At 35.9% G+C, this 13,461-nt stretch carries 14 protein-coding genes; 13 read left to right on the plus strand and 1 reads right to left on the minus strand.

Annotation, left to right across the window (positions count from 1 at the left end; genetic code table 11):
* Position 1 precedes the first annotated feature (1 nt).
* From rd to C8C76_RS02840, 11 genes are all read left to right on the plus strand, one after another.
* On the plus strand, positions 2-166 hold the full coding sequence (gene rd / locus C8C76_RS02790; RefSeq protein WP_005488503.1) for a rubredoxin: 165 nt from the start codon (positions 2-4) through the stop codon (positions 164-166).
* A gap of 116 nt (positions 167-282) precedes the next feature.
* Entirely contained in the window at positions 283-1,605 is a 1,323-nt protein-coding gene (locus C8C76_RS02795; RefSeq protein ID WP_108138435.1) for a TrkH family potassium uptake protein, read from the plus strand.
* 35 nt (positions 1,606-1,640) lie between these two features.
* A complete protein-coding gene (locus tag C8C76_RS02800) occupies positions 1,641-2,300 on the plus strand; it encodes a potassium channel family protein (RefSeq protein WP_108138437.1) in 660 nt (219 codons plus the stop codon).
* A 28-nt stretch (positions 2,301-2,328) separates the two neighbouring features.
* A complete protein-coding gene (gene miaB / locus C8C76_RS02805) occupies positions 2,329-3,654 on the plus strand; it encodes a tRNA (N6-isopentenyl adenosine(37)-C2)-methylthiotransferase MiaB (protein WP_108138439.1) in 1,326 nt (441 codons plus the stop codon).
* Between the two features lie 138 nt (positions 3,655-3,792).
* Entirely contained in the window at positions 3,793-6,399 is a 2,607-nt protein-coding gene (gene mutS / locus C8C76_RS02810; protein ID WP_108138441.1) for a DNA mismatch repair protein MutS, read from the plus strand.
* 1 nt (position 6,400) lies between these two features.
* The gene (mutL, locus tag C8C76_RS02815) at positions 6,401-8,380 is read left to right on the plus strand and encodes a DNA mismatch repair endonuclease MutL (protein WP_108138443.1); all 1,980 of its coding nucleotides are present in this window, start codon (positions 6,401-6,403) and stop codon (positions 8,378-8,380) included.
* Positions 8,380-9,351, plus strand: a complete 972-nt coding sequence (gene miaA, locus C8C76_RS02820) for a tRNA (adenosine(37)-N6)-dimethylallyltransferase MiaA (protein WP_108138445.1) — start codon at positions 8,380-8,382, stop codon at positions 9,349-9,351. The genes mutL and miaA overlap by 1 nt, the downstream gene beginning before the upstream one ends.
* Positions 9,311-9,706: a thioredoxin family protein gene (locus C8C76_RS02825; RefSeq protein ID WP_108138447.1), complete on the plus strand. Its 396-nt coding sequence runs from the start codon at positions 9,311-9,313 to the stop codon at positions 9,704-9,706. The genes miaA and C8C76_RS02825 overlap by 41 nt, the downstream gene beginning before the upstream one ends.
* A gap of 94 nt (positions 9,707-9,800) precedes the next feature.
* On the plus strand, positions 9,801-10,040 hold the full coding sequence (hfq, locus tag C8C76_RS02830; protein ID WP_108138449.1) for an RNA chaperone Hfq: 240 nt from the start codon (positions 9,801-9,803) through the stop codon (positions 10,038-10,040).
* 82 nt (positions 10,041-10,122) lie between these two features.
* The gene (locus C8C76_RS02835; protein WP_108138451.1) at positions 10,123-10,764 is read left to right on the plus strand and encodes a tetratricopeptide repeat protein; all 642 of its coding nucleotides are present in this window, start codon (positions 10,123-10,125) and stop codon (positions 10,762-10,764) included.
* A gap of 26 nt (positions 10,765-10,790) precedes the next feature.
* Positions 10,791-11,423 carry a uracil-DNA glycosylase gene (locus tag C8C76_RS02840; RefSeq protein WP_108138453.1) on the plus strand — a complete coding sequence of 211 codons (633 nt, stop codon included), beginning with the start codon at positions 10,791-10,793 and terminating at the stop codon, positions 11,421-11,423.
* Positions 11,424-11,509: 86 nt separating this feature from the next.
* On the opposite strand, the gene lexA is transcribed toward C8C76_RS02840, so the two are convergent.
* Positions 11,510-12,133 (minus strand): transcriptional repressor LexA, encoded by a 624-nt coding sequence (gene lexA / locus C8C76_RS02845; RefSeq protein ID WP_108138455.1) that lies wholly within the window; start codon positions 12,131-12,133, stop codon positions 11,510-11,512.
* A gap of 163 nt (positions 12,134-12,296) precedes the next feature.
* On the opposite strand from lexA, the gene yneA reads away from it, so the two are divergent.
* Together yneA and C8C76_RS02855 are read left to right on the plus strand one after the other, a co-directional pair.
* Positions 12,297-12,638, plus strand: coding sequence for a cell division suppressor protein YneA (yneA, locus tag C8C76_RS02850; RefSeq protein WP_108138457.1), 342 nt, complete (start codon positions 12,297-12,299; stop codon positions 12,636-12,638).
* A 132-nt stretch (positions 12,639-12,770) separates the two neighbouring features.
* Positions 12,771-13,427, plus strand: a complete 657-nt coding sequence (locus C8C76_RS02855; RefSeq protein WP_108138458.1) for a YneB family resolvase-like protein — start codon at positions 12,771-12,773, stop codon at positions 13,425-13,427.
* The last annotated feature ends 34 nt before the right edge of the window (positions 13,428-13,461 follow it).

The raw sequence follows: 13,461 nt of genomic DNA on the forward strand, positions 1-13,461 counted from the left end.
TATGCAGAAGTATCAGTGCACAGTTTGTATGTACATTTATGATCCAGAAGAAGGAGATCCTGTAGGTGGAATCGAGCCAGGTACATCTTTTGAAGATCTTCCAGATGACTGGACATGTCCTGAATGTGGTGTTGGTAAAGATATGTTCGAACCATATGATGGCTAATAGTACTTATATTTAAATATTTTTTAAAAGCTGGGGCTTTAACCCCAGTTTTTATTTTACTTTCAAAATTAATTATAGTATAATAACTTCGAATAAGATGTAAGGGCGGGGTACAAATGAATTTAAAGAAAAAGAATTTAACACCAGCTCAATATTTGGTGAGCGGCTATTTTGTAATTATTATGCTCGGATCACTGCTTTTGATGCTGCCAGTTGCAACAACTGACGGACAGGGTCTGGGAGCAGTAGATGCAGTTTTTACAGCTACCTCAGCTACCTGTGTTACCGGTCTGATTGTAGTAAATACAAAAGAGGCTTTCACAATTTTTGGTTCAACTGTAATCATGCTTTTAATCCAGATTGGTGGACTCGGAATTATGTCGATGTCTACTCTATTCGCCTTTATAGTCGGAAAAAAAATTAGTTTAAAAGAAAGGTTAATTATCCAGGAAGATCTCAATCAGTATCAAATTTCTGGTATGGTGAGACTGGTGCAGTATCTTTTAGGTTTTACTTTCGCAATTGAAGGAACAGCTGCCGCAATTTTATTTCTGCGCTTCAGTCAGGACTATCCTTTCTGGAGATCTGTTTATTTATCTATTTTTCACGCGGTTTCAGCTTTTAACAATGCTGGTTTTGATCTTTTCGGCAACAGTCTGGAAGGATTTACCGGTGATATAACAGTTAATATAGTAATTATGGCTTTAATTATACTCGGTGGAATCGGTTTTGGAGTTATGATGGAGGCCTATAATCGAGTTAAATTCAAAAAGACAACTCTGCAAACTAAAATTGTAATCGTAATGACTCTGGCCTTACTGGTTTTTGGATTTATTACTTTCTTTATTTTAGAATATAATAACACACTTCAGGGTCTGCCTTTACTGGATAAAACTCTGGGGGCAATGTTTCTTTCAGTTACCCCGCGTACTGCAGGTTTTAATACAGTTCCCACCGGGGCCTTAAAACAGTCTTCATTATTTTTAATTATAGTTTTAATGTTTATTGGTGCTTCTCCGGGTTCAACCGGTGGTGGAATTAAAACTACAACCTTTGGTGTGATTCTGGTAACCATGAAAAATATGATTACTGGAAAAGAAGATATGGAAATATATAACCGGCGATTTGAAAAACAGATAGTTTATAAGGCTTTTACGATCACCATGCTTGCTGCCGGGCTTGTTATTCTGGTTACAACATTATTATTAGTTATTGAAGATTTTCAATTTATAGATGCTTTATTCGAGACAGTATCTGCTTTTGGTACAGTTGGTTTATCTACTGGAATTACCGGACAGCTTTCAGATATAAGTAGAGTGCTGATTACAATTACTATGTTTGCCGGCCGGGTAGGACCGCTGACCCTGGCAGTAGCAATCGGGGAAAAACAGCGTAAAGGCATATATCACTACCCAACTGAAAAAGTTATGGTAGGTTAATTAATTAGAAGTTTATTTGACAGGAGGAAATACAGATGAAACAGTTTGTTGTGATTGGTTTAGGCCGTTTTGGCTCCAGTGTTGCTACAACTCTGGCTGATAATGGTTATGATGTTCTAGCAATAGACCAGGATGAGGAAAGGGTACAGTCGATTTCTGCTGAGGTTACTCATGCTGTAGAGGCTGATGCCACAGATGAGGAAGCACTCAAGACTTTAGGTGTCAGAAATTTTGATGTGGCAGTTGTCAGTATTGGAGATAATGTTTCTGCCAATATTCTCTGCACACTGATTTTAAAGGAGCTCGGTGTTCCCTATGTAATAGTAAAGGCACCAGATTCTCTACACGGTAAAGTATTAACCAAAGTTGGAGCAGATCGAGTTGTTTACCCCGAAAGAGATATGGGAGCCAGAATAGCTCATAATTTGATTTCTTCCAATGTCCTTGATTATATAGAATTTGCACCAGAATATGGGGTAATAGAAATAATTGCTACAGATAAAATGATCGGTAAAACTTTAAAAGAATTAGAATTTAGATCTAAGTTTAATGTTAACGTAATGGCAATCAAGCGGGGAGAAAATCTTAATGTTTCTCCTGGAGCCGGCGATAAAATTCTGGAAGGTGACCGCCTGGTTGTGATGGGTAAAAACGAAAGTTTAGAACAGTTAAAGAATTTTGATGATCATCAATAGATTTTAAGTTAATTACAGGAGTGAAATAATGAGTGAAAATAAATATTACAATATAATAACTTACGGCTGTCAGATGAATGAACATGATTCAGAAAGACTCGCCGGGATGCTGGAAGAAATGGGTTATCAGCATACAGATGAACTGGCTGATGCAGATATAATTTTATTAAATACCTGTATTATCCGAGAAAACGCTGAATTAAAGGTTTTTGGTAAACTTGGTGAGCTCAAGCAGTATAAAAGAGAGAATCCAGACCTGATAATTGGTATTGGCGGCTGTATGATGCAGCAGGATGAACCTGTTGATGAAGTTTACAAGAAATACCGCCATGTTGATTTGATTTTTGGGACTCATAATATTCATCATTTACCAAATCTGATTAAAAAAATTGAAGAAACAAGAGATAGAGTCGTTGAAGTCTGGGATGAAGAAGAGGGTTTAATTCCTGACCTGCCTTCTCAGCGCGAGTCTGAGCATTCAGCCTGGATTTCAATTATTCAGGGCTGTGATAATTTCTGCACCTACTGTATCGTTCCTTATGTTAGAGGTAGAGAGCGCAGCCGACCGGTAGAATCAATTGTAGATGAAGCTAAAAGGCTGGCTGAAGATGGTGTTAAAGAAATTACTCTTCTCGGTCAGAATGTTAATTCATATGGAAATGATCTTGATAAGGAGATTACTTTTCCAAAATTACTGGAAGAATTAAATAAAGTTGAAAAATTAAAAAGAATCCGCTTTATGACCTCTCATCCAAGAGATTTTTCTGATGCATTATTAGAAAATATTAAAAATCTGGATAAGGTGGCTAATCACATTCATCTTCCGGTACAGTCAGGAAGCAACAAAGTTCTTAAAGAAATGAATCGCGGTTATACTCGTGAATATTATATAGAGCGAGTTAAGAAAATTCAGGAGGAAATTCCTGGAGCTGCTGTTTCTACAGACTTTATAGTTGGTTTTCCAGGAGAAAGCGAGGAAGATTTTGAAAAAACAATTGAGCTGGTCAAAGAATTAAATTTTGATATGGCTTATACCTTTATTTATTCTCAGCGCAGTGGTACTCCTGCAGCCCGGAGAGACGATCAGGTTGAGGAAGAAGTGAAAAAAGAGCGCTTAAAGCGCTTAATGGATTTGCAGAATAAAATTAGTTATGATAAAAATCAGAAGTTAATTGGAACAACTCAGGAAATACTGGTGACAGGGCCCAGCAGTAATGATCCAGAAGTTTATGAAGGCCGCACTTCCACCAATAAAATTTGTTTTATTGAAAAAAATGAAGAATTGATTGGAGAAATTGTTGAAGTAAAAATTGAAGCTGCAAAAAGCTGGACCTTAGAAGGAACAGTAATTTAATATATTATGGAACCAGGTCCAAAACCACCGTTTTGAACCTGGTTAAGATGAAACAATTCACAAAGTCGACCTGAAGGATAATTAAATAGATCTTTCAGGTTTTATTTTATTTATTTTATAAATTTTGGAGGGATTAATTTGGCAGAGCTAACACCAATGATGAAGCAGTATCATGATTTAAAAAATAAATATCGGGATTCAATCCTCTTTTTCCGACTGGGAGATTTTTATGAAATGTTTGGTGATGATGCTAAAAGAGCGGCTAAAATACTTGATATTGCTCTAACTTCCCGCAACAAGGGTGGAGGAGAAAAGATACCGATGGCAGGTGTTCCCTATCATTCAGCTGCCTCATATATTGAAAAATTAATTAAAAGTGGAATCAAGGTGGCAATTTGTGAACAGCTCGAAGACCCATCAGAAAGCAGTGGTATTGTAGAGCGGGATGTGATCCGGGTTGTAACTCCTGGGACAGTGATCGAAAATGAAATTTTAGCGGAAAATGAAAATAATTATCTTGCGGCTGCCTTTAAATTCGGGGATTACTACGGCTTTTCTTATACTGATATCTCAACAGGAGAATTTTATCTGACAGAGTTTCCAGCAGCTGATCAGGATAAATTAAAAGATGAAATTAACCGCATTTCGCCTCAGGAGCTGCTTCTAGATCAAAAAACAGCCCAAACTAAGTTGATAGAGGAGCTGCAGCAGACTTATAATTTCACTTTAAATATCTTAGCTGATAAAAAATATGAGCGTCTATATCAGGGTTTACTTGATCATTTTCAACTAAAATCTCTGGAAGGTTTTGGCTGTGAAGAGATGAAGGCTGCTGTTTATGCAGCCGGTCAGGTACTTTCCTATTTAGGTGAAACTCAAAAGAGAACAGTTAATCAGATAACAGCCCTAAAATCATACCACCTGGAAGATTATATGGTTTTAGATTCGGCCAGCCGGCGCAATCTGGAACTGACTTCGACTATTAGAGATAATCAGCGCTCAGGTTCTTTACTCTCTATAGTTGACCAGACAGTTACTTCTATGGGCGGCAGAGAAATTAAAAAATGGATCAATCAGCCTTTAATTCAAAAAGCAGAAATTAACAAAAGACATGATGCACTGGCAGAGATTATAGATAACTTTATGCTTCTGGAAAAATTAAGAGCTGAGCTATCAGAAATCTATGATTTAGAAAGAATTATGAGTAAAATTACCTATCAATCAGCAAACGCGAGGGATTTGATAGCTTTAAGAAATTCACTTGCCAAATTACCAGCTGTTAAAGAACTGCTGACTGAATTAGAAAGTGATTTACTGCTTGAAATGCAGCAGGACTTTGATCTTTTAGATGATATTTACACTTTGATTGATCAGTCAATTAAAGAAGAGCCGCCAACTACAATAACTGAAGGTGGAATAATCAAGGATGGCCATGATGCCAAACTAGATGAACTTAGAGATCTGGTTAGTAATGGTAAAGACTGGATTACTTCTCTCCAGAAAGAGGAGAGAGAAAAAACAGGAATTAGCACCTTAAAAGTTGGTTTCAATAAAGTTTTTGGTTATTATCTGGAGGTAACAAATTCTCATACTGATAAAGTACCGGAGCGTTATGAAAGAAAACAGACTTTAAGCAACAGTGAGCGGTATATTATACCGGAGTTAAAGGAAAAAGAGTCGGAAGTACTGGGAGCAGAAGAAAAAATCAATGATCTAGAATATAAATTATTTGTTAAAATTAGAGATAAGATAGCGGAAGAAGTTGAGCGGATCAATCAGACTGCCGCTATTATAGCTCAGCTTGATGTTCTACTTTCCTTCTCTTTTCTGGCAATCGAAAATAATTACAGTCGGCCAGAAGTTAATAATGATGACGAAATTATAATTAAAAATGGACGCCATCCGGTAGTTGAAAAAATGTTTGCCGAGCAGTTTGTACCCAACGACTGCTATTTAAACCAGAGTGATCAGCGATTTATTATTATTACCGGTCCCAATATGTCCGGTAAATCGACATATATGCGCCAAGTTGCCCTGATAGTCTTAATGGCACAGGTGGGGTCATATGTGCCGGCAGATGAGGCTCAGATCGGACTAACTGACAGAATCTTTACCAGAGTTGGAGCCAGTGATGACCTAACAACAGGTCAGAGTACTTTTATGGTAGAAATGAATGAAGTAGCTAATATAGTCAACAACAGTACTGAAAAAAGCTTAATAATTTTAGACGAGGTTGGCAGAGGTACCAGCACCTATGACGGAGTCTCTATCGCCTGGTCTGTCAGTGAGTATCTCAACAATCCAGAGCGTATTGGTGCTCGAACATTATTTGCAACACACTATCATGAACTCACCAGACTGGAAGATGAGTACAGCGGAATCAAAAACTATAATGTACTGGTTAAAGAAGATAATGATGGGGTACACTTTTTACACCGTATTGTTGAAGGCAGAGCCAGTGATAGTTACGGTATAGAGGTTGCCCGTCTGGCAGGGCTGCCGGAAGAAATAATTATCAGTGCTCAGAAAATATTAAATAGACTGGAAGAAAATAATAAGATGCCGGTGCGTAAACTGGAAAAAAGAGTTGCCGATGATAAACACCAGCAGCTGCCTCTATTCAACACAGAAAAAAGCCCTGTTTTAAAGAAACTTGATGAACAGGATATTTTAGAAATGACTCCAATGGATGCCATGAACTTTTTATATAAATTGAAAAAGGATTTAAAAGAAGAGGAGAATTAAGATGGGTATTATAAAGCAGCTCCCTCAAAATGTAGCAAATCAGATATCAGCAGGTGAGGTTATAGAAAGACCGGCCTCTATTGTTAAAGAATTGATTGAAAACTCAATTGATGCTGGGGCTGAGAATATAGAAATTAAAATTGAAGATGGTGGTCGTGAGCTGATCAAGGTTAAAGATGACGGGCATGGGATTCAGACTGATGATATAGAATCAGCTTTTAACCGCTATGCGACCAGTAAAATAGAAGATATAGATGACCTTTATTCACTCTACAGTCTGGGCTTTAGAGGTGAAGCCTTAGCCAGTATTGCTTCAGTTGCTGAGGTTGAAATGATCAGCAGGCATCAGGATAGTGACCAGGCCGAAAAAATCACACTAAAGGGTGGAGAAATACTAAGTAAAAAGCCGGTAGGCTCAACAGTAGGAACAGAAATTACTGTTAGAGATTTGTTTTACAATACTCCAGCCCGCTATAAATATTTAAAAACTACAACAACTGAGTTTTCTCATATCAGTAAAATTGTCAGTGCAGAAGCTACTGCCAACAGTGATTTGAGCTTTAAACTCTATCATGATGGCAGACAGATTTTGTCCACTCCTGGGAATGGCAAGCTAAAGGATACTATTTATGCAGTTTACGGCAGTGAAATCGCTGATAATTTAATTCCAATTGATGTTGAAGACCGCTATATCAAACTCAGCGGCTATCTCTGTCGACCAGAATTAACCAGATCCAGCAGAAGTCATGAACTCTTTTTTGTCAACGGCAGACCTATCTATAACAATCTTACTGCAAAAGCAGTAGAGACAGCTTATAATAAGTTAACTGATCCAGGCAGAAAGCCGATTGTTTTTCTCTTTATTAAGGTTAACCCTATTTTAGTTGATGTTAATGTTCATCCGGCAAAAAGAGAGGTTAAATTCAGCCGCAGTCAGATTATTTTTGATGTAATCAAAAAGGCGGTGCGCAGAACGCTTAAAGAAAATGATCCGACTACCAGAATCAAATTAAAGCAGTCTGCTGAATTTAAAGACCAAAAGAATGAGGAAGAAGGAGTAGAGCGAGAGAAAATATTTGGCGAAAAAGAGGATCAAAAGAGAGAAAAATCTGAAGCTAATTATTCTAATTCTGACGAGCAGAATGATAGTGATTCTGATTTTAAGAGAAAATCTTCAGCAAATAATTATAATCCCCAAAAGCAAAATAAAAGTGGTAATTATTCTTCAAGCAATAAATACAGAGGGGAAAAGAATAACTACAGCAAAAAAGATCTACAAAAAAATATAAACTACAGCCGTGACAGCAGGCAGGCAGAGACTTTCTCGGAAGATAAAGAAGACTTTAGTCAGCTTATTGAAAAAAATGAAAACCAGGAATACTCGCTGGCTAAGGTAGAAGCTGAAGAAAGTTACTTTAAATATTTAGGACAGATATTTAACAGTTATCTTTTGATTGAAACTGATCAGGGTTTAAAAATTGTAGATCAGCATAATGCTCAGGAAAGAATTTTATACGAAAGATTCTACGCAGAGTTCAATCAGAAAGATAAAGCGTCGCAGTCACTACTGCTGCCGGTAAAAATAGAACTTTCAGCAGAAGAAAGAGAAATTGTGCGCCAGTATGAAGATCAAATCAGAGAAATTGGGATAGACTTTAGTGATTTTGGCAGTAATACAATTTTAATTCAGGAAGTTCCTGTTTTACTGAAAAATAAACCCACAAGAAATATTATAGAAGAGCTGATAGCAGAACTTGCAGAAGCAGGGAAAGCAAAATCTGCAGCTGAAATACAAAAGACAATGCTTAAATACTTAGCCTGCCGCTCTTCAATTAAGGCCGGTCAGCCGCTGACAAAAAAGGAAAGTGTTCAGCTGATCAAAGACTTATATAAAACAGAAAATCCTTACCGCTGTCCCCACAGCCGCCCTATAATGATCAATATCAGCCGGGAAGAAATAGAAAAAGGACTTGGTAGATAATGAGAGATTTAATAGTTTTAACAGGACCAACGGCAGTTGGCAAAACAGAATTATCACTTAGACTTGCTCAGAAAATTGAGGCAGAAATAATTTCAGCTGATTCAATGCAGATTTATCAGGAGATGGATATTGGTACGGCCAAAGCTTCTAAGGCTGAAAGAAAGCAAGTAAAACATCACCTGATTGACTTTTTAAGCCCTGAAGCTGATTATTCAGTCTCTCAGTTTCAGAATGACTGTGACCGGGTAATTAAAGAAATAAAAGCCGAAGGTAAAATTCCAATGCTGGTTGGAGGGACTCACCTTTATTTAAGAGCAGTGCTGGAGGGTTTTATGCTGCCGGAGATTGAACCTGATTATCAGCTGAGAGACAGCTTAGAAAAAATGGCTGCAGCAGAGGGTACAGAAAAAGTTCATCAAATTCTGGCTGAAAAAGATCCTAAAACAGCCGAAAAACTGCATCCTAATGATCTGCGTCGGGTTATCAGAGCCGTAGAAATTTATGAGCAGACAGGTAAAACAAAAAGTTTTTATAAAAAGAAGCAGCAGGAGCGTCCACCCCGCTACAGTGCCTATAAATTTGCCCTGATCAGAAGTCGTGAAAATCTCTACCAGAGAATCAATCAGCGGGTTGATTTAATGATTAAAGCGGGTCTTTTAGAAGAGGTTAAAGCACTTACAGAAGGCCATCATAATTTAAGTGATACTGCCCAACAGGCTTTAGGTTATAAAGAATTGATTTCTCATTTAAATGGAGAAATTAGCCTGGAAGAAGCTGTATATGAGATTAAAAAAAGAAGCAGACATTTTGCCAAAAGGCAGCTTACCTGGCTGCGTAAAGAAGAAAATTTAATAGTTTTTAATATCGAAGAGGAAACTAAAGATAATATTTTAGAGACAATGCTAAAATTAATAAAAGGAGAAAAAGATTATGAGCAAGAATACAAAAAACGAAAAGAAATTGATTTCTAATGGAGAAGAATTTGACCGCCTAATCAAAGAAAAGGATGCAATTTTTGTTCTTTTCTCAAATGACAGCTGTGGTTACTGTCAGATTGCAGAAAAAAATATTAATCAGGTTATTGATTCTTTCCCCCAGCTGGATCTATATCAGCTGAAATTAACTGATGCTCCAGAGATCTTCGAACGTTATGGAATCAATTCGGTTCCTGTTTCTAAAGTTTTTAAGGATGGAGAGGCAGTTTATACAGGCTTTGGAGTTCGTTCTCCTAATGATATATATTATCAGTTAAAATCATACTTTGGCAGTGGTAATTCATATTTTCAGGAATTAGCCGCTCAGGAATCAGCTGATAATGAAGAATAATTAGACAATATTTATTTATCTTTGCAGGAATTTTCAAAATAATATTGAATTTATAATATAAGAAGCTTTAAAAATATAAAAGGGGGCTGCAGAGATGAGTAATAACAATATTAATTATCAGGATCACATTTTAAAACATGTTCACGAAAAGAACATTGAGGTTATTGTTTACTTTGTCAATGGTTATCAATTAAAGGGAAGAATTACAGCCTATGATAACTTTACAGTTATTCTGAGAAGTGATGAGCGAGACCAGATGATCTATAAACATGCAATATCCACTATTGCTCCAGTTGAGAAAATAAGCGGTCTTCTTGACTTAGAGGAAGAATAGATCTGATAAGATTTATTCTATTATTAGCTGTTTAAATTATGAATTTAGTAATAAATTTGAAATAAAGGAAGCTGATTTATACTTGAAGAAAAAGTTATTGATTTTAATAATAATTTCATTATTAACAATACTATTTAACTCTACTACAGCTGCTGAGTCTAAATATAACTGGGAGCAGTTGATTAATACTACCCAAAAACAGCTGGCAGAGAATGAGAGCGATATTGTCTTAAATTACACCCTGGCAGTAGCCTATGCTAATACTGGAGAAATAAAAAATGCATATGATATTATAGATGTTTTTGGCAGCAGTGTTAGCCGGGAAGACTTTAACACTGCTGTTTCTCCGTATTTAGCTGACTGGGAGAATTATCAGAACTCAGATAACCTGCTGCTTTTAAATTATGCTGCTTTTAGAGAGGTAATAAACAAGGATTATCGGGAAGCGGTTTCACTTTTTGAATATATTTTTAAAATTGATCCAGAAAATTTATGGGCTTTAAATCATGCCGCCGCGGCCCTAATTGAAATTAAAAAATATGATCAGGCCTTAAATTATGCAGATCAGGCTCTTTCAATGCAGGAAAATGAGTATTCTCATTTAATTAAAGGTTATGCTTACTATGAAAATGGTAATTATTTTAGAGCGGTTATGGAAGCAGCCAGCGCTAGAAATTTATTTAAAGCTCTGGCCAGTGAAGAATATCAGGACTTTGCAGAATAACTCAATTTAATTGCAGGGGGAATTTGATGTTATTTGATCAGCAGGGAAATTTTAAAATTCAGCAATTATTTACTTATCCCAGTGACAATTATCAAAATTTAAAGCAGGAAGCTCTAAAATGCCACCGCTGTCAGCTGCGTAAAGGTGCTAATGGAGTTGTGATGGGAGAAGGTAGTACTGATAGTAAAATTATGCTGATTGGTGAGGGTCCGGGAGCAAATGAAGATCGTTTAGGAAGGCCATTTGTGGGGCGAGCAGGAAAATTAATGGATAAAATATTTGAAGCTGTTAATTTAAAAAGAGAAGATCTTTATATCACCAATGTAATCAAATGTCGTCCCCCGGGGAACAGAGTTCCCCATCAAAATGAATTTAAAGCCTGTGTTTCAATTCTTAGAGCTGAAATTGAGCTTATCCAGCCCAAAGTTATTGTAACTTTGGGATCTACAGCAACAAAATACTTACTTGATCCAGAAGAATCAATTACTAAGGTAAGGGGAAAGTGGTTTCAAAGAGGAGATATTTATTTTTTGCCGACCTTTCATCCTGCCTATTTGCTCAGAAATGAAAAGAAAAAAAAATACAGCTGGTATGATTTTAAATTAATAAAAAAAGCCGCTGATAGGATAAAAGAATTATCCAGCAGCGGAAAAATTTAAGTTATTTAGGTTAATTAAAATTTTATAAAGAACTTTTTATAAACTAAGCATTAATTTGCTTAGTTTTTTTGTATTAATTTAAAAAATTAGTCAAACTTTCTAAATAAACCTGTGACTTTCCCTAAAATCTTGACATCTTTAGATATAATTGGTTCATAGGCAGGGTTTTCAGGCTGTAATCTGACATGATCTTCTTCTTTGAAAAAGCGCTTTACTGTTGCTTCATCATCAAGTAAGGCAATTACAATTTCATTATTTTCAGCATAGCTCTGTTTTTCAGCTATAACATAATCACCATCATGTATTCCCGCCTCAATCATACTATCTCCACTAACTTTAAGCATAAATAAATCATTATTTCCTACTTTTAAATAGCTTAAGGGGAGAGGGAAATAATCTTCAACATTTTCTTCTGCCAGAATAGGTGCTCCTGCAGTAACCTTACCAACTACCGGTATGTTAATCATTTCTTTATCATTTTTAGCTTCCTGATCATTATTATAAATTACCTCAATTGCTCTCGGTTTGGAGGGATCTCTGCGGAGGTAATTCAATTTTTCTAAAGTTTTTAAATGACTGTGAACAGAAGCAGGAGATTTTAGGCCAACAGCCTTCCCAATTTCCCTAACAGAAGGGGGATATCCTTTGGTTTTGATTTCATCTATAATAAATTGTAAAATACTTTGTTGTCTTTTAGATAGCTCTTCCATAATTATTCCTCCATTCTTATTTTCTTCTATTATAACATAAAAATAATAAATAGACAAACAATCGTTCAAATAGCTCTTGACAATGAACATGTGTACTGCTATAATATAAATACAAACAGTTGTTTAGTACAGATGTTTATATATTAAATAGGAGGGGTTAGTTATGAATGGTATAAATACTTATTCATTAAATTATCAGGGAGCTAAAACAGCAAAGAAAAAGAGAAAATCAATTTTAAAGAAGATTTTGACTGCTGCAGCAGCCGTGTTATTATTTAGTGTTTTGTTTATTTCAATTTTTTCACTAATTGGTTCTGGAGAAAACAGCAGCAATTTTATCAGACATGAAATTGAAACTGGAGAATCTCTCTGGTCAATAGCCGCTCATTACTATGAATCCAGTAATGTTGACTTGAGAAAGATGGTTTATAAAATCAAAAAGATTAATGATATCGATTCTGCTGTAATTAATCCGGGGCGAGAATTGATAATTCCAATAAATTAATTTATATAAATAAGATATATAGTCTGGATCGAAAATGATTGTAATTCAGGGGAAATCGCTGTTTTGCAGTCATTTTTTTGTTATAATTATTTTCATATAATATACTATTTAATACAGAAAGGCTGATTAAAGATGAAAAAAACTATTATTTATACCAGGGTTAGCACTCAAAAAGAAAGTCAGAGCACAAGTCTAAAAAGGCAGAAAGAAGAACTATTAAGTTATGCTTTAGAAAATGAATTGAAAGTTATTAAAACTATTGAAGAAAAAGAAAGCGGCTTTAATGAGAGCAGGCCGGGGATTATTGAGGTTTTAAACTTAATCAAAAAAAGAAAAATAGATATTTTATTAGTGCAGGACAGCAGCCGACTGGGGCGTGGTAATGCCAAAATGGCCTTAATCCATCAGGTCGAAAAAATGGGGGCAGAAATACATACTCTGGCTGATAAAGGGGCAATTGCTTTAAATGATTTAGAAAAGATGATCTTAGAAATACTGGGAGTTGTGGAAAATTATCAGCAGGAACTCAGAAATCAGAATATCAGCCGGGCTATGAAAAATAAGATTGCAGAAGGTGAATTTAACCCCGCTAAAAATCTAAAAAATATTGATCAGGGTGGACGGGACCGCAAGCAGGTGCCCTTAAAAGAAATAATCCGGTTACGCAATTTGGATTTAACCTTTAAAGATATAGCTGCAACTCTGCGCGGTCTGGGCTATGATGTTTCAAAATCAACAGTCCACCGGCGTTATCAGGAATATAAGAAAAATAATGAAGTAATTTTGTAAAATATTTTACCTTTTATTGTTGAGTAAAATGCTA

It is taken from the genome of Halanaerobium saccharolyticum (assembly GCF_003053565.1).
In the GTDB taxonomy this organism is placed as follows: domain Bacteria; phylum Bacillota; class Halanaerobiia; order Halanaerobiales; family Halanaerobiaceae; genus Halanaerobium; species Halanaerobium saccharolyticum_B.

Excerpts from the sequence above, each read along its gene's own strand:
- rd (WP_005488503.1), top strand. The coding sequence starts at position 2 with ATGCAGAAGTATCAGTGCACAGTTTGTATGTACATTTATGATCCAGAA.
- C8C76_RS02795 (WP_108138435.1), top strand. The coding sequence starts at position 283 with ATGAATTTAAAGAAAAAGAATTTAACACCAGCTCAATATTTGGTGAGC.
- C8C76_RS02800 (WP_108138437.1), top strand. The coding sequence starts at position 1,641 with ATGAAACAGTTTGTTGTGATTGGTTTAGGCCGTTTTGGCTCCAGTGTT.
- miaB (WP_108138439.1), top strand. The coding sequence starts at position 2,329 with ATGAGTGAAAATAAATATTACAATATAATAACTTACGGCTGTCAGATG.
- mutL (WP_108138443.1), top strand. The coding sequence starts at position 6,401 with ATGGGTATTATAAAGCAGCTCCCTCAAAATGTAGCAAATCAGATATCA.
- miaA (WP_108138445.1), top strand. The coding sequence starts at position 8,380 with ATGAGAGATTTAATAGTTTTAACAGGACCAACGGCAGTTGGCAAAACA.
- C8C76_RS02825 (WP_108138447.1), top strand. The coding sequence starts at position 9,311 with ATGAGCAAGAATACAAAAAACGAAAAGAAATTGATTTCTAATGGAGAA.
- hfq (WP_108138449.1), top strand. The coding sequence starts at position 9,801 with ATGAGTAATAACAATATTAATTATCAGGATCACATTTTAAAACATGTT.
- C8C76_RS02840 (WP_108138453.1), top strand. The coding sequence starts at position 10,791 with ATGTTATTTGATCAGCAGGGAAATTTTAAAATTCAGCAATTATTTACT.
- lexA (WP_108138455.1), bottom strand. The coding sequence starts at position 12,133 with ATGGAAGAGCTATCTAAAAGACAACAAAGTATTTTACAATTTATTATA.
- yneA (WP_108138457.1), top strand. The coding sequence starts at position 12,297 with ATGAATGGTATAAATACTTATTCATTAAATTATCAGGGAGCTAAAACA.
- C8C76_RS02855 (WP_108138458.1), top strand. The coding sequence starts at position 12,771 with ATGAAAAAAACTATTATTTATACCAGGGTTAGCACTCAAAAAGAAAGT.